The 14,920-nt window shown below is 69.5% G+C and carries 15 protein-coding genes; 8 read left to right on the top strand and 7 right to left on the bottom strand.

The features are described 5' to 3' along the window. Positions 1 to 16: 16 nt before the first annotated feature. Both FRZ32_RS09800 and FRZ32_RS09805 read right to left on the bottom strand, forming a co-directional pair. Entirely contained in the window at positions 17 to 553 is a 537-nt protein-coding gene (locus FRZ32_RS09800) for a DUF488 domain-containing protein (RefSeq protein ID WP_147044416.1), read from the bottom strand. Positions 554 to 558: 5 nt separating this feature from the next. After that, a complete protein-coding gene (locus FRZ32_RS09805) occupies positions 559 to 1,527 on the bottom strand; it encodes an alpha/beta hydrolase (RefSeq protein WP_243445253.1) in 969 nt (322 codons plus the stop codon). 127 nt (positions 1,528 to 1,654) lie between these two features. Between FRZ32_RS09805 and phaR the strand changes: the two genes are divergently transcribed. Then, positions 1,655 to 2,194: a polyhydroxyalkanoate synthesis repressor PhaR gene (gene phaR, locus FRZ32_RS09810; protein WP_147043332.1), complete on the top strand. Its 540-nt coding sequence runs from the start codon at positions 1,655 to 1,657 to the stop codon at positions 2,192 to 2,194. Between the two features lie 28 nt (positions 2,195 to 2,222). Here the strand turns inward: phaR and FRZ32_RS09815 are convergent, their stop codons facing one another. Then, entirely contained in the window at positions 2,223 to 3,065 is an 843-nt protein-coding gene (locus FRZ32_RS09815; protein WP_147043333.1) for a class I SAM-dependent methyltransferase, read from the bottom strand. 154 nt (positions 3,066 to 3,219) lie between these two features. Here FRZ32_RS09815 and FRZ32_RS09820 point away from each other — a divergent pair, with 154 nt between their 5' ends. Further along, the gene (locus tag FRZ32_RS09820) at positions 3,220 to 3,678 is read left to right on the top strand and encodes a PA2169 family four-helix-bundle protein (RefSeq protein ID WP_147043334.1); all 459 of its coding nucleotides are present in this window, start codon (positions 3,220 to 3,222) and stop codon (positions 3,676 to 3,678) included. 3 nt (positions 3,679 to 3,681) lie between these two features. Here the strand turns inward: FRZ32_RS09820 and FRZ32_RS09825 are convergent, their stop codons facing one another. After that, on the bottom strand, positions 3,682 to 4,101 hold the full coding sequence (locus FRZ32_RS09825) for a hypothetical protein (RefSeq protein ID WP_147043335.1): 420 nt from the start codon (positions 4,099 to 4,101) through the stop codon (positions 3,682 to 3,684). 61 nt (positions 4,102 to 4,162) lie between these two features. Next, on the bottom strand, positions 4,163 to 5,692 hold the full coding sequence (locus tag FRZ32_RS09830) for a TadA family conjugal transfer-associated ATPase (RefSeq protein WP_147043336.1): 1,530 nt from the start codon (positions 5,690 to 5,692) through the stop codon (positions 4,163 to 4,165). Positions 5,693 to 6,066: 374 nt separating this feature from the next. Between FRZ32_RS09830 and FRZ32_RS09835 the strand changes: the two genes are divergently transcribed. Then, positions 6,067 to 6,756, top strand: coding sequence for a response regulator transcription factor (locus FRZ32_RS09835; RefSeq protein WP_147043337.1), 690 nt, complete (start codon positions 6,067 to 6,069; stop codon positions 6,754 to 6,756). Positions 6,757 to 6,766: 10 nt separating this feature from the next. Then, positions 6,767 to 8,113 (top strand): sensor histidine kinase, encoded by a 1,347-nt coding sequence (locus FRZ32_RS09840; protein ID WP_147043338.1) that lies wholly within the window; start codon positions 6,767 to 6,769, stop codon positions 8,111 to 8,113. A gap of 39 nt (positions 8,114 to 8,152) precedes the next feature. Here FRZ32_RS09840 and FRZ32_RS09845 read toward each other — a convergent pair whose 3' ends face one another. Next, complete coding sequence (locus tag FRZ32_RS09845) at positions 8,153 to 8,899, bottom strand: dienelactone hydrolase family protein (RefSeq protein ID WP_147043339.1); 747 nt, start codon at positions 8,897 to 8,899, stop codon at positions 8,153 to 8,155. Positions 8,900 to 9,055: 156 nt separating this feature from the next. Between FRZ32_RS09845 and FRZ32_RS09850 the strand changes: the two genes are divergently transcribed. Further along, the gene (locus tag FRZ32_RS09850; protein WP_147043340.1) at positions 9,056 to 10,396 is read left to right on the top strand and encodes a DUF418 domain-containing protein; all 1,341 of its coding nucleotides are present in this window, start codon (positions 9,056 to 9,058) and stop codon (positions 10,394 to 10,396) included. 39 nt (positions 10,397 to 10,435) lie between these two features. Then, entirely contained in the window at positions 10,436 to 11,083 is a 648-nt protein-coding gene (locus FRZ32_RS09855) for a glutathione S-transferase family protein (protein ID WP_147043341.1), read from the top strand. A gap of 10 nt (positions 11,084 to 11,093) precedes the next feature. Here the strand turns inward: FRZ32_RS09855 and FRZ32_RS09860 are convergent, their stop codons facing one another. After that, positions 11,094 to 11,672 (bottom strand): YqaA family protein, encoded by a 579-nt coding sequence (locus tag FRZ32_RS09860; protein ID WP_147043342.1) that lies wholly within the window; start codon positions 11,670 to 11,672, stop codon positions 11,094 to 11,096. A gap of 129 nt (positions 11,673 to 11,801) precedes the next feature. Here FRZ32_RS09860 and FRZ32_RS09865 point away from each other — a divergent pair, with 129 nt between their 5' ends. Both FRZ32_RS09865 and FRZ32_RS09870 read left to right on the top strand, forming a co-directional pair. Continuing rightward, complete coding sequence (locus FRZ32_RS09865) at positions 11,802 to 12,995, top strand: toll/interleukin-1 receptor domain-containing protein (protein ID WP_147043343.1); 1,194 nt, start codon at positions 11,802 to 11,804, stop codon at positions 12,993 to 12,995. Between the two features lie 145 nt (positions 12,996 to 13,140). Then, positions 13,141 to 14,874 carry a chloride channel protein gene (locus FRZ32_RS09870; RefSeq protein WP_243445350.1) on the top strand — a complete coding sequence of 578 codons (1,734 nt, stop codon included), beginning with the start codon at positions 13,141 to 13,143 and terminating at the stop codon, positions 14,872 to 14,874. Positions 14,875 to 14,920 lie beyond the last annotated feature (46 nt).

Consider the following 14,920-nt stretch of genomic DNA (forward strand, 5'->3'; position numbering starts at 1 on the left):
CCGCGAATTGGTAGGTTCAAGCGGTGGCGGATGCCGGATAGGTGACGCGCGCGCCCTCGATCCGCGCGCCGGGCGTGAGCCGCGCCGGCTCGATCCGATCGCCCATGATATGGAACACCTGCTCGCCGCGCGCGATCAGGTGATCGGCGACGATCCGGCGGTGGCAGCGCCACCACACCGCCTCGGCGCACATCATCGCGGTGCGTCGCGCGCGGCCGAGCGCGACGAGCTCGTCGAGGCCGGCGCGAAAGGCGGCGCCGAGCGCATAATCGGCATAATTGTGGAAGCTCGCATTGCGCCACAGGCCGTCGGTCTCGGGAGGCACCTCCTTCGATCGGGGGCGCAGGCCGCCGAGCGCGGGGAGCATGGCATAGCCGATCTGCCAGGGCGCGAGGCTTTCGGGCAGCGTGTCGGCATTGAACTGGGGATTGGTGCGCGATCGCGGCACGGTGCGGATGTCGGCGACCAGGCCCACCTCCGCACGGCCGAGCGCCTCGGCGAAGGCCGGGATCGTCAGCGTCGAATGGCCGATGGTGAAGAAGGGCCGCGCCACGCCGGTCAACCGCGCCGGCGCGTCGGCGGTTCCGCGTCGTGGCGATCGAGCCAGGCGGCGAGCGGCGCCCACAGCACCGCCTTGCCCCGCGAGCCGACGACCATGCCGACATGGCCCTGCGCGACCTCGATCCGCTCGCCGACACGGGGCGCGCTCGCCTGCGGCACGATCCGGTCGCCGGCGGAAACGATGGTGAGCATCGGCGCGGCGATCGCGGCTGGATCGATCCGCATCCCGGCCACGCGCCACGCGCCACGGCCGGTCCGGTCGTCGGCGAAGAGATCCTCGAACATCTCGCGCGCCGCGGCGACGGCGAGTGGCGGGCCGTCATTGGCCCAGTCCTCGAGCGTCACGAAGCTGCTTGCCGCCTCGCCCTCCAGGGTCGCGAAATCCGCGAACTTGGCGATCGTGCGCGCCGGATCGAGGCCCCAGAAGGCGCTCTGCAAGGCCTCCATCGGCAGCACCCCCAGCGTCTCGGCCGTGAGGCGCGATTGCGCCCAGAGCTGGGCGAGCGCGGTCCGCGCCTCCTCGGGAAAGCCGGCGAAATGCCAGGGCGCGGCGATCGTCGCGAGGCTGCGGACCGGGGCGAGCGCGGCGGCCGCGATCGCCATCGTCCCGCCCAGGCAATAGCCGACCAGATCGGGCGGCGCGTCCAGGCCGCGGATCAGCGGCAGCAGGATCTCCTCGACATGGCCGGCGACCGACAGGCCGCTGCGCGCCGCATCGGGCCAGCCCCAGTCGAGCAGCTGGACGCGCCGCCCTTGCCCCGCCAGCCAGCGCAGCAGCGAGCGGCCGGGCAGATCGAGCACGCTCGGCGGATTGATGAGCGATGGAACGAACAGCACCGTCGGCCCGTCGCCGCCATAACCGCGAAGCATCGCGCCGCGCGCCTCGGCGATCGCCGGCATTGGCGCCGGCGGCGGCGGCCGCGCGGCCTCCTGATACTTTCTGAGTCCGGCGAGCGCGCGCTGCATGGCGGCCGGATTTGCTGCGGTTTCCCGCTGCAGCAAAGAGAGGAAGAGGGGCAGCGGCCGGGGCCTGTGTTGCAGTGCCGCAAAATTGGGTGCAAAAGCGCTGCGTCCATCTGGCGGGGAATTGTTCATGGCAGCGCGGTCCGAAGGCGATCCGGTCATCATCAAGAAATATGCGAACCGGCGTCTCTATGACACCGAAAGCTCGACCTACATCACGCTTGAGCGGCTCGCGCAAATGGTTCGGCAGAAACGCGAGTTCAAGGTGGTCGACGCCAAGACCGGCGAGGACATCACCCGCTCGGTCCTCACCCAGATCATCATGGACGAGGAAGCGCGCGGATCGGAGATGCTTCCGGTCAATTTCCTGCGCCAGCTGATCGGCATGTACGGCGATCAGATGCAGGCGGTGGTGCCGCAATATCTCGAAGCCTCGTTGGAGCAGCTGCAGCGCAACCAGAGCCAGATCCGCGATGCCATGGCGGGCGCCTTCGCCGCCAACCCCTTCGCCGAGATCGCGCGGCGCAACATGGAGCTGTTCACCGCCGCCGCCGCGGGCCGGCCGGCCGCGCCGGCGGGGGCGGGCGGCGGCGATACGAAGAGCGAGCTCGCCGATCTCAAGGCCCAGCTCGCCGAGCTTCAGCGAAAGCTGGACAAGCTCGGCGAATAAGCGGGCCGCTCCGGCCCGGGCCGACGGATCATTCCGGCTTCACGAAACGAAGCGTCATCCGGTCGCTCTCGCCGATCGCGAGATAGCGGTCGCGGTCCTGATCGCGCAGGGTCAGGGTCGGCGGCAGGGTCCACACGCCCTGCGGATAATCCGCGGTGTCGCGCGGATTGGCGTTGACCTCGGAGGCGGCGACGAAGCGGAAGCCGGCCTGCTCGGCGAGCCGGCGGATGGTCGAGACCTTCATATAGCCGCTGCTGCGCTCGCGCTCCCCGCTGGCGCTTTCGGGCAGGCGATGATCGACGACGCCGAGCGTGCCGCCCGGCTTCAGCATCGCATACATCTGGCGAAAGGCCTCCAGGCTGTAATCGCGGTCGTCGCGGCCTTCGCCCATCCGCCAATTGTGGACGTTGCGGAAGGTGAGCACGACGTCCGCGGTGCCGTCCGGGACCCCGCCGCCGGCGCCGTCGAAGACCGGGAAGGTGGCATAGCGGATGCGGCCGTAGAGATCGGGATGGGCGGCGGCGAGGGCGCGCAGCCGATTGTGCCCGCGATCGCCCATCGCCGTCGCGTAATAGGTGCCGTGATCGGCCAGATAGGGCGCGAGAATCTCGGTATACCAACCGCCGCTCGGCCAGATTTCCACCACCGTGTCGGTCGGCCGCACGCCGAAGAAGGCAAGCGTTTCGGCCGGATGGCGATAGCGGTCGCGCGCGACATTGGCGGGGGTGCGCGTCGGCGCGGCGACGGCCGCGGCGAGCGCCGGATCGGGCGCCGTCGCGCCGGCATCGGCGGCCTTCGCGGTCTGGATCGCCCCGGCCGAGGTGGCGGCGGCCGCGAGGAGGAGGGCGGCGGCGAAGGCATGGCGGATCATCGCTGTCTCTTTCGAAAGGGATGGATCGTCTCTTTTTCCCGAGCCGGCGGCCGGAGGCAAGACGGGGCGTGCCTTCAAGGCGACGCACGATTTGAACCCGCGCCCGGCCCGGGTCGTTGGCGGCCTGCCACACAATTTTCCAGGAGAGACCAAAATGCCCGTCGACCATGACATCGCGACGCTCAATTCCCTCACCACGACGACCATCGACAGCTGCGACGGCTATGAGCGCGCGGCCGAGGATGCCAGCGCCGGCCGGTTCCGCGAGATGTTCCGCGAATGTGCGCGCGAGCGCCGCGCGGCGGTCAGCGATCTGCAGCAGACGGTCCGCTCGCTCGGCGGGACGCCGGTCGACGACGGGTCGCTGATGGCGAACATCCATCGCCGCTGGCTCGATCTCAAGAATGCGCTGTCCGGCGGCGGCGACAAGGCGATCATCGACGAGGTCGAGCGCGGCGAGGACTATATCAAGGGCAAATATGAAGAGGCGCTCGGCGACAGCGAATTGTCACCGACCGCGCTCGAGGCCGTCGACGCCGCCTATCGCTCGGTGCGCGCCGGCCATGACCGGGTGCGCGATCTCAAACATTCGATGGAGGGAAGCGCCGCCTGATCGTCAGGCGGCATCGCGTCCGAAGCGCGCGGCGGCGGGCGCAGGCTCGCCGGCGCGGCGCTCGAACAGCCAGGCCTCGGCCTGCTGAACGGTCGCGAAGCAGCGCGCATCGCGATTGGCGAGCGCACGCTCGAGCTGGAACAGCGCCAGCGTCTGATCGACGACGAAGGCGAGCCGGCGCGAGCGATAGGCCGGATCGGACAGCATCTGCCGGAACGCCTGCACCGAATCCTGCGACTGGATCTTCATGCCGCGCACGTCATTGAGCGTCAGATGCTCGTTCGCCCCGCAGGTCAGCAGCCGGTGCGCCGCCGCGCGCTTCGCAAGGAAGGCGTCGATGTCGGCGGCGGAATAGAAGCCCGACATGGTGATCCGCACCAGATCGCGGGCGGGATCGACGTCGATAGTGAATCTGGCGCTCATGGCTGAATTGCGTAGCAGCGGCGCGCTACCAATTTCCTAATCGGCCCTGCGGCTTCCACCGTTACAGGCAGGCCTCGAGATAGGGCTGGTCGAAGCCGAACATCTTGGCCTTTTCGAGCGTGTAGGGGCGAAGACCCATCGACCGATATTCGCCGATGATCTTCCCGTCCGGCGTCTCGTCCAGATATTCGAACTTGAACAGCTCCTGGGTGACGATCACGTCGCCTTCCATCCCGATCACCTCGGTGATGTTGGTGCAGCGGCGGGAGCCGTCGCGCAGGCGCTTCACCTGGACGATGAGATCGACCGAGTCCGCGATCTGGCGGCTGATCGCCTCCTTCGGCACCTTGATGTCGCTCATCATCACCATGTTCTCCATACGCGCGAGGCATTCGCGCGGGGAGTTGGAGTGGAGCGTGGCCATCGATCCGTCGTGGCCCGTGTTCATCGCGGCGAGCAGGTCGAAACACTCGCTGCCGCGGATTTCGCCCAGGATGATCCGGTCCGGGCGCATACGAAGCGCGTTGATGACGAGATCGCGGATCGTGATCGCGCCTTGCCCTTCCAGGTTCGGCGGCCGGGTTTCCAGCGGCAGCCAGTGCGGCTGCTGAAGCCTCAGCTCCGCCGCGTCCTCGATCGTGATGACGCGCTCGCCCGGGTCGATCAGCTTCGACAGCGCATTGAGCATCGTCGTCTTGCCCGATCCGGTGCCGCCCGAGATGATGACGTTCATCCGGCTCGCGCCGGCGACCTTCAGCACGGTCGCCATCTTGTCGGACAGCGAGCCCCAGCCCTTCATCATGTCGATGGTGATCGGCTTTTCGGAGAATTTGCGGATCGAGATGGCGGTGCCGCGAAGGCTGAGCGGCGGGATGATGACGTTGACGCGGCTGCCGTCCTGGAGACGGGCGTCGGCGAGCGGGGTCGTCTGGTCGACGCGGCGGCCGACCTTGTTGACGATCCGCTGGGCGATCTGGAGCAGATGCTCCTCGTCGCGGAACTGGATCTGGGCGAGCTGCAGCTTGCCCTTCTTTTCGATGTAGGTCTGCTGCGGCCCGTTGACCATGATGTCGCTGACCTCGGGGTCGCTCAGCAGCTCCTCGAGCGGCCCGAGCCCCAAGAGCTCGTCGACCAGCACCTTTTCGAGCGCGAACTGCTCGCGCCGGTTGAGGTTGATCTTCAGCTCGGCGAGCACCTCGCCGATGATCGGCCGGAATTCCTCGGCCAGCTCGTCCTTGCTCAGCGTCGCCGCGGCCTCGGGATCGACGCGTTCGAGCAGGCGCGGCAGCACCTGTTCCTTGATCCGGTGGATCGCGGCCTCGAAACCCTCGTTGCGCGAGCTGCCCTGCTCGCCCGATTGCGCCTGGCGGTCCGCGAGCCGCGCCATCGCCTCCGAGCCGCGGTCGAGCGGGCCGGCCTCCTCGTCGCCGGGAAGCGGGATGGCGTCGATCGGCGGGAACTGCTCGCCGCCGTCCGGGGATGCGGAAGGCGGGGGCGCGGCGACAGGGCCCTTCATGGGCTTGGCGGTGCCGAAGGTCGGCCGCGCGCCGTTGCCGGCGCTCATGCCGTTGCGTCGTCCGAAAGCACTCATGGTCGTTCGCGAACCCTTCGCTGTTTACGCTGTGCCGATCACCGGGCCGGGTGGTGAATAAGTGCTAAACTTTGACAATTGCCTAACCGGGCGGGGAGCCGTGCGCGGCGCGAAGCAACGCTCTGTCGCACATGACAAAAAAGTAATGCGGCGGCCACGCTGACGAGAGATGCGGGGGGCTAGACCGTCCTCGTCAGGCGGCTCGTCCCCAGGCCGCCGACGTCATTTTTCCGGAGCCAGGAATGGGGTCCCTCGCGACCCCTTGCCGCCCGGCGCTCCCCCCCTCGCGCCGGGCGGCTCTTATCTGGAAGGAAGGGAGCCAGGCCTTGCCGTCCAGCGCGTCCAGCCTATCATCGTCGGCGAAAGGTGAGGCAATGGGCCGCAAGATCCTGCTCGTCGAGGACGATCGCGAGACCGCCGACTATCTCGTGCGCGGCCTCACGCAGGAAGGGCACAGCGTCGAGCATGTCGGCGACGGGCGCGAAGGGCTGTTCCGCGCCACCGGACAGACCTTCGATCTCATCATCCTCGATCGCATGGTGCCGGCGCTCGACGGGCTTTCGGTGCTGAAGGCGCTGCGCGCGGCCGGGGTCGAGACGCCGGTGCTGGTGCTCTCCGCGCTCGCCTCGGTGAGCGACCGGATCGAGGGGCTGGAAAGCGGATCGGACGATTATCTCACCAAGCCCTTCGCCTTCGCCGAGCTGCTCGCCCGGGTGAACGCGCTCCTTCGCCGCAGCGAGCAGCGCGCCGTCGCCGCCGATCATCGGCTGATCGTCGGCGATCTCGAAATCGATCCGCTCGCGCGCACCGTGAAGCGGTCCGGACGGGCGATCGATCTCAAGCCGCGCGAATATCGGCTGCTCGAATATTTCGCACGGAACAAGGGGCGGGTGGTGACCCGCACGATGCTGCTCGAACAGGTGTGGGATTATCATTTCGATCCCGGCACCAACGTGATCGACGTCCATGTGAGCCGGCTTCGCCGCAAGCTGGAGGACGGGTTCGACAACCCGATCCTCCACACGGTCCGCGGCGCCGGCTACCGGCTCGGCAATCCGGGCTAGGCGACCCTAAATGAGGCTGCCGACCGGCCTTCGCGTGGCGCTGCTGGCGGCGATGCTGACGCTGGCCGCGAACCTCGCCGTGGTCGGCTTCATCCGCTGGCGCACGCACGATGAATCGGCCGGGCTGATCCACCGCCAGGTGATCGAGGAAGGCTCCGTCCTCGACGATGTCTATGCGACCGGGGACGAGGCGGCGCTGGAGCGCGCGATCACCGACATCCTGGCGGCGCGCGATCCGCAATATTTCGCCGCGATCCTGGGCCCGAACGGCCGGCCCAAGGCGGGCAACGTGACCGCGATCGATGGCCCGATCGGCGCCGGCTATCACAGCGGCCGGCTGGGTCGTCGCGGCGCGCCGCCGGTGGAGGCGGCCTATACGCTTCGCCCGCTGGCCGGCGGCGATCTGCTGCTGAGCGGCCGCAGCTTCGCGCAGCGCGTCGCCTTCGAAAGCACGCTGGAGCGATCGCTCCTGCTCGCGCTCGCCGTGTCGGTGCTGCTCGGGCTCGGCGCCGGCTATGTCCTCGCCCGCTATGTCGATCGGCGGGTGCGCGACATCGCGACGGTGGCGGACCGGATCGGCGACGGCGACATGACGCATCGCGTACCCCTGTCCGGCACCGGCGACGCCTTCGACGGGCTCGCCGGCCAGGTCAACCGGATGCTCGACCGGATCGGCGCGCTGATGGAGGAGCTGCGCCTCCTCACCGATTGCCTGGCGCATGACCTGCGATCGCCGATCGGGCGCCTGCGCGCGCGGATCGACGCGGCGATGGCCGCCGACGACGAGGTCCGGCGCGAGGCGCTGTTCGCCGGCGTCGTCCACGAGGCCGACTCGCTGATGCGGATCCTGACGACGGTGCTGGAGATCGGCCGCGCCGAGGCGATGGCGCCGCGCGGCCAGTTCGCCTGGCTCGACCCGGGCGAGCTCGTGACCGAACTGACGGAGATGTACGAGCCGATCGTCGAGGAGGCGGGCGTCGCGCTGGTGCTCGACAAGGGGCCGGCGCTGCTGCCGCTGTTCGGCCATCGCCAGCTGCTCGCCCAGGCGATCACCAACCTGCTCGACAATGCGCTCAATTACGCGCCGGGCGGCGAGCTGCGGCTGTTCGCCCATTGCGAGGAGGAGGTGCTCCGGCTCGGCGTCGCCGATCGCGGCCCCGGCATCGCGCCGGAGGACCGGGCCGAGGCGCGCCGCCAGTTCGGGCGCCTCAACGTCGCGCGCGCGCCGGGCGGCGCGGGACTTGGCCTCGCGCTGGTCGAGGCGGTCGCGCATCTGCACCACGGCCAGCTCGAGCTCGAGGACAACAAGCCGGGCCTGATCGCAGCGCTGGTCCTGCCGATCCGAGCGCGGGACTAAAGCCCGCGATCCCCCCCGCAAGCGGGAGGATTTTCGGCCTCAGCCGAGCGTCCCCCTGAACAGATCGAACAGCGCGGCCCAGTGCCTCTGGTCGGCGGCGGCGTCGTAGATCGGGAAATCCGTCTGGGTCCATCCGTGGGCGGCGCCGTCGTAGAGCTCGGAACGGTAATCGACGCCGGCCGCGTCGAGCGCGGCTTCGAAGCGGGCGGCCATTTCGGGCGGATAGCTGTGATCGTTGTCGGCGACGCCGATATAGACGCGCGCCCTGATCCGGGACGCGAGCAGGTGCGGGCTCATCTCCGAATCGCTGGCGAGATTGCCGCCGTGGAAGCTTGCCGCCGCGGCGACCCGGTCCGGATGGAGCGCGGCGGCGGTCAGCGCCATGCCGCCGCCCATGCAATAGCCGACGACGCCGATCTTCGTCCCGGCGACATCGTTGCGCCCGTCGATCCAGGCGAGGAAGGCATCGGTGTCCGGCCCGCCGGCGCGGCGATTGTCGGTCGATGCGAAGAAATCTTTCAGCACCTCGCGCACGTTGCCGCTGGCGAAGACCGCCTTGGGATCGAAGGGCGGATAATCCCCGATCCGGTAGAAGAGATCGGGCAGCAGGACGAGGAAGCCGCCATCGGCCATCCGCTGGGCCATGTCGAGCAGGGCGGGGCGGATGGCGAGCCCGTCCATGTAGAAGATGACCGCCGGCCACGGGCCCTCGCCCTGCGACGGGGTGAAGGCGAAGGCGCGGCAGACGCCGTCGCTGGTGCGGATGGAAATGTCCTCTCGACTCATGGGCTTGCTCCTCGATTCCTCGGGCGCTCGATAGGTGGTGAGCGCGCCTTTGTCGCCCCCTCGAAACACGCCGTTGCGGGGGCGTTCCGATGCTGCTTGCCACCCTTTTCGTTTCACGCGACAAGGCGGGCGGGCGACCGGCTGGGGAGGGACGGCGTGCGAGGCGAGGAGCGGACGGTCCTGGTCGATTCCGGCGGCGCGGCCGCGCCCGTCTCGGATCGGATCGAGGCGCTGGATTTCGTTCGCGGCGTCGCGCTGTTCGGCATCCTCTACATGAACATCCTGCTGTTCGGCCTGCCCTATGCCTACAGCAATCCAGCCAATGCCGGCGGCGCGACCGGCGCGAACCTGTGGGTGTGGGCCTTTGGCGAGATTTTCGTCGAAGGGACGCAGCGTGGCCTCTTCTCGATCCTGTTCGGGGCGAGCACGATCCTGCTGACCTCGCGGCTGGAGGCGGCGAGGCGCGCCGACAGCGCCGACATCTATTTCCGCCGCGCCCTTTGGCTGATCGCCTTCGGCATGTTCGATGCCTATGTGCTGCTGTGGCAGGGGGACATATTGTTCCTCTACGGCGTCGCCGCGCTGTTCCTCTACGCCTTCCGAACGCTCCCGCCGGGGAAGCTGTTCGCGTTCGGCGCGGCGTCGCTGCTGATCGCCTGCGCCTGGAACGCGCACGAGACGTGGAACCTCATCGGCAAGCACGGCGCCTATGAAGCGGCGAGCGCGGCGCAGGCCTCCGGCGCGGAGCTCAGCCCCGCGCAGCAGCAGGCGATCGCCGAATGGCCGGCGGCGGCGGCCGAGTTCGTGGTGACGCCGCAGGACGCCGAGGCCGCGATCGCCGCGGCGGTCCGGCCCTATCCGACGCTCTTCGCCGCCAATGCGCCGCAGGTCGCCTATGCCGAATCCTGGGGCACCTACCGCTATTTCTGCGACGTCTTCGGCATGATGCTGATCGGCATGGGCCTGTTCAGGCTCGGCGCGCTGACGCTGAAGGTCCGCACCCGCGTCTATCTGGCGATGATGGGCCTCGGCTATGCGATCGGCCTTGCCGTCAACGCCGCCGAGACACGCTGGGTGATGGACCACGGCTTCAGCGCGGTCGCCTTCGCCCAGGCGCATGTGACCTACGATCTCGGCCGGCTGGCGACGACGCTCGGCCATCTCGGCGCGCTGATGCTGTTCGTGAAATCGGGGTTGCTCGGCCCGGTGCGGCGCGCGATCGCCGCGGTCGGGCGAATGGCGGTGACCAACTATCTGCTGCAATCGCTCGCCGGGCTGGCGATCTTCGTCGGCTTCGGCCTGTTCGGCCAGCTCGAGCGGCATCAGCTCTATTACGTCTTCGCGGCGATCTGCGCCGGCGAGCTGGTCTTCAGCCTGCTCTGGCTGCGCGTCTTCCGCTTCGGCCCGGTCGAATGGCTGTGGCGCTGGCTCACCTATCTGAAACGGCCGCCGATCCGCCGCGCCGCCACGGTTGCGCCCGCCGCCGTCGAGGCGTAAGGCTGCGTTTCAATTCAAAACCAAATCGGGGAGCCCGCCATGATCCTCTACGGTTCGTCCTTCTCGCCTTTCGTCCGCAAGGTGCTCGCCTTCGCCGCCGAAAAGGAGATCGAGCTCGAGGTGCGGCCCAACCGGCTTGGCGACCAGGATCCGGAATTCCTCGCGACCAGCCCCTTCGGCAAGATGCCGGGCTTTCGCGACGGCGATTTCGAGATTTCGGATTCCAGCGCGATCGTCGCCTATCTCGATGCGATCAAGCCCGAGCCAAACCTGATCCCGACCGATCCGCGCGGGCGGGCGCGGGCGATCTGGTATGACGAATTCGCGGATACGATCCTGTTCGGCTGCGGCCGCAAGATGTTCTTCAACCGGGTGGTGGCGCCTTTCTTCCTCGGCAAGGCCGGCAATGAGGAGGAGGCGAACCTGGCCGAGTGCGAGGAGCTGCCGCCTCTGCTCGACTATCTGGAGGGCGTGATCCCGGCGAGCGGCTTCTTGGTCGAGGATCGGCTGACGCTGGCCGACATCGCGGTGGCGAGCCCGTTCGTGAACCTGCGCCATGTCGATGTCGCGCTCGATGCCGCGCGGCATCCCAGGCTCGTCGATTATGTCACCGCCATCCTGGCGCGGCCGAGCTTCTCGAAATGGGTCGACAAGGAAACGGCGCTGCTGGCCCGCGTCGCGGCCTGAGCGCGGGCGATCACAGATACATGACCGCCGCGAAACCGGCGACGAGGATGGCGAGGAAGGCCCAGGCGACGAGATTCAGCCGCTTTTCGATGAAATCCTGGATCGGCGCGCCATAGCGCTTGAGCAGCGCGGCGATCAGGAAGAAGCGGGCGCCGCGGGTGATCAGGGCGCACAGCATGAAGAGCGGGAAATTGAACGCGGCGAACCCGCTGGCGATCGTCACCAGCTTGAACGGGATCGGCGTCAGCCCCTTCAGCAGCACGATCCACATGCCGTATTCGGCGAATTTCTGGCGGAACGTCTCCACCCCGCCTTCCATGCCGTAGAGGTGGACCAGCCACTGGCCGAGGCTGTCGTAGAGATAATAGCCGATCGCATAGCCGAGCGCGCCGCCGAGCACCGAGGCGATCGTGCAGACCGTCGCGATCAGGAAGGCGCGGTCGCGGCGCGCGACGATCATCGGCACCACCATCACGTCGGGCGGGATCGGGAAGAAGGAGGATTCGGCGAACGAGACCGCCGCCATGATCCACAGCGCATGGCGATGCCCCGCCATCCGCAGCATCCAATCGTAAATCCTGCGAAACATGGGCCCCCGGCGACGAACGTGCGCCCCGTCTAGCGTGCCCGGCGCGTTCGCGCGACCCCGTGAATCTCCCGCGATTGTGCCCACGCGCAGCCGTGCTAATCTCCACCGCTCACAGGGGGGAGTCGCCACATGGCCGACGTCGTCATCTGCTACGCGCCAGACAATCAGGCCACCGTCCGCCAGCTCGCCGATGCGATCCGCGCCGAAGGCTGGACGGTGTGGTATGACGAAAGCCCGGCCGCCGGGAGCGCGGGCGGGGTCACCGAGCAGATCCTCAATGCCAAGGCGGCAGTGGTCGTCTGGTCGGCCAGCGCCGTCGCCTCCGAATGGGTGCGGGCCGACGCCAATGTCGCCCGCGGCCTGCGCCGGCTCGTCCAGGCGAGCGCCGACGATGCGACGCCGCCGGTGCCGTTCGAGGCGGGCGAGGTCGCGTCGATCTCCACCTGGCTCGGCGACACGGCCCATCCCGGCTGGGCCCGGATCCGCGCGGAGCTGGTCGCGCTCGCCGGTGCGCCGGCCGGGGACGAGAAGACGGTGATCATGGCCGGCCCGCTGCCCCCAGCGCCGCCGGCCGAGCCGGTCGCGCCGCCGCCGCCTCCGCCTCCGCCTCCGCCGCCTCCTCCTCCGCCGCCGCCACCACCGCCGCCGCCGCCTCCGCCGCCGCCGCCAGCGCCGGAGACGGTGCCGCCCGTCGCGCCGGCGCCCGAAGCGGTGGTCGCGCCGCCTCCGCCAGCGCCGCCTCCGCCCGCGCCTCCGTCACCACCGCCTCCGCCGGCGGCGGTTGCGCCGCGCAAGGGCAAAGGCGGGCTGATCGCGCTGCTCGTGATCCTCGTCGCGCTGATCGCCGCCGCCGGCTGGGGCTGGATCAATTATGGCGATCAGCTGCGGGCCCGCCTGGGCATGGGCGGCGGCGCGGCGACGAACGAATCGACGACGACCAATCTCGCCGCGCCGGCGCCGACGCCCGCCGGCCCGCAGCAATTGCCGCCGATGGTCGATCAGGGATCGGGCGCCGGCGGCCAGCCGCCGTCCGATGCCAAGGCCGACAATGCGCTCCAGGCCGCGGTGCCGCCGCCGGTCGGGGCGGGCAAGCCGGGCGCACCCCCGCCGGGCGAAGCCGCGCCGCCGATGCCGGCCCAGGCAGGCCAGGGGACACCGGCCCCGGCGCAGACTGCCCAGCGCCCGTCGCGCCCGCGCACCGAGCGCCCGCGCGGCCCCCGCGTTCGCTACATCAATTCGGAGGTGATGCGTCAGTTCTGCAACGGCGCGGGCAAGGGCACGCCGCAATGCCGCACCTTCCGGGCGAACACGCGCCGACGGTAGCGGGCAGGGCGAAACGCATCCCCATCGCCCGCTGCGACGGGGAGGACGAGCGGGCACCTTGCCATCGCGCGTGCGCGCCCGTAACTGGCGGCACCCAAAGCGAAATCGCGAGGACCCGAAGGTGGCGACGATCAGCCCGCCGGACATGCACGTCGCCCATCGGCCGCGGCTGGCCGATCACAGCGCCGACCGGCGGATGGTGCTGCTCGCCGCGATGGCGCTGGTCGTCGGGATCGGCGGCGTCGCCTCCGCATTCGTCCTCGTCCACCTGATCGCCCTGGTCACCAATCTCGCCTGGTTCGGCCGCTTTTCCTGGGAAAATGCGGTGATGAGCGATGGCGCCGGCGGCTGGAAGACGATCGCGATCCCGGTCGTCGGCAGCCTGATCGTCGGCCTGATGGCGCGCTTCGGATCCGACAAGATCCGCGGCCATGGCATCCCCGAGGCGATCGAGACGATCCTTTACGGCGAAAGCCGCCTGTCGCTGAAGGTCGCGTTGCTGAAGCCGATCTCCTCGGCGATCTCGATCGGCAGCGGCGGGCCGTTCGGCGCGGAAGGGCCGATCATCATGACCGGAGGTGCGATCGGATCGCTGTTTGCGCAGCGCTTCCACCTCAGCGCGGCCGAGCGCAAGACGCTGCTCGTCGCCGGCGCCGCGGCGGGCATGACCGGGATTTTCGGAACGCCGGTCGCCGCCGTTCTGCTCGCGGTCGAGGTGATGCTGTTCGAATGGAAGCCGCGCAGCTTCGTGCCGGTGGTGCTCGCCGTGCTGACGGCGCTCGCGCTGCGGCCGCTGGCGATCGGCAGCGGCGCGGTCTTTCCGATGGCCGCCGCGCCGGGGGCGGGGCCGGCCGTCCTCCCGCTCGCCGTCGCGCTCGGCCTGGTCGCCGGGCTGTTCGCGGCCTTCCTCTCGGTCACGCTCTACCGGATCGAGGATCTGTTTCACCGGCTTCCGGTCCACTGGATGTGGTGGCCGGCGATCGGCGCGGTCGCGGTCGGCATCGGCGGCCTGATCGAGCCGCGCGTGCTCGGCGCCGGCTACAACAACATCCAGGACCTGCTCGACGGGCGGCTGGTGCTCGGCGCGATCGTTCTGCTCCTCCTCGTCAAGGGCACGGTGTGGCTGACCGCGCTCGGATCGGGGACGTCGGGCGGCGTGCTCGCGCCGCTGCTGATCCTCGGCGGCGCGCTCGGCGCGATCGCCGGCCACTGGCTGCCGGGCGGGAGCGGCTTCTGGGCATTGCTCGGCATGGCCGGGGTGGTGAGCGCGGCGATGCGCGCGCCGCTCACCGCCGCCATGTTCGCGGTCGAGCTCACCGGCCGGATCGAGGTGCTCCCGAGCGCCGTCGCCGCCGCCGTCGCGGCCTATGCGGTCGCGGTGCTGGTGCTCAAGCGCTCGATCCTGACCGAGAAGATTTCGCGGCGCGGGCGGCACGTCCTGCAGGAATATACGGTCGATCCGCTGGCGCTGTCGCGGGCCGCCGAGATCATGACCCCCGATCCCAAGACGCTGGGCGAGGGGATGACCGTCGCCGATGCGATCGCATTCTTCCAGGCCGGGGCGGAGCATCGATCCTATCCGGTGATCGACGGCGCCGGGCGGCCGGTGGGGCTCGCCTCGCGGTCCGACGCGCTGCGCTGGCGCCAGGCGGACATCGCCGCGGGCGTGACGCTGGGCGAGCAGCTGTCGGACGGGTCGATGCCGATCGTCCATCCCGACACGCCGGCGATCGAGGTCGCGAACCTGATGATCGCCGAGGATATCGGCCGAGTCTGCGTCGTCGCGCCGGCGGACGGCCGCCTGATCGGCATCATCGCCCGCCGCAACCTGCTCCAGGCGCGGGCGAGCAAGGTGCGCGAGGAGCGGCCGGCGGGTTAGGCCGCCAGCGCCGGCCCGCCCCTCCCCGCAGGCCGCGCATTGTGGG

It is taken from the genome of Sphingosinicella ginsenosidimutans (assembly GCF_007995055.1).
Taxonomy (GTDB): domain Bacteria; phylum Pseudomonadota; class Alphaproteobacteria; order Sphingomonadales; family Sphingomonadaceae; genus Allosphingosinicella; species Allosphingosinicella ginsenosidimutans.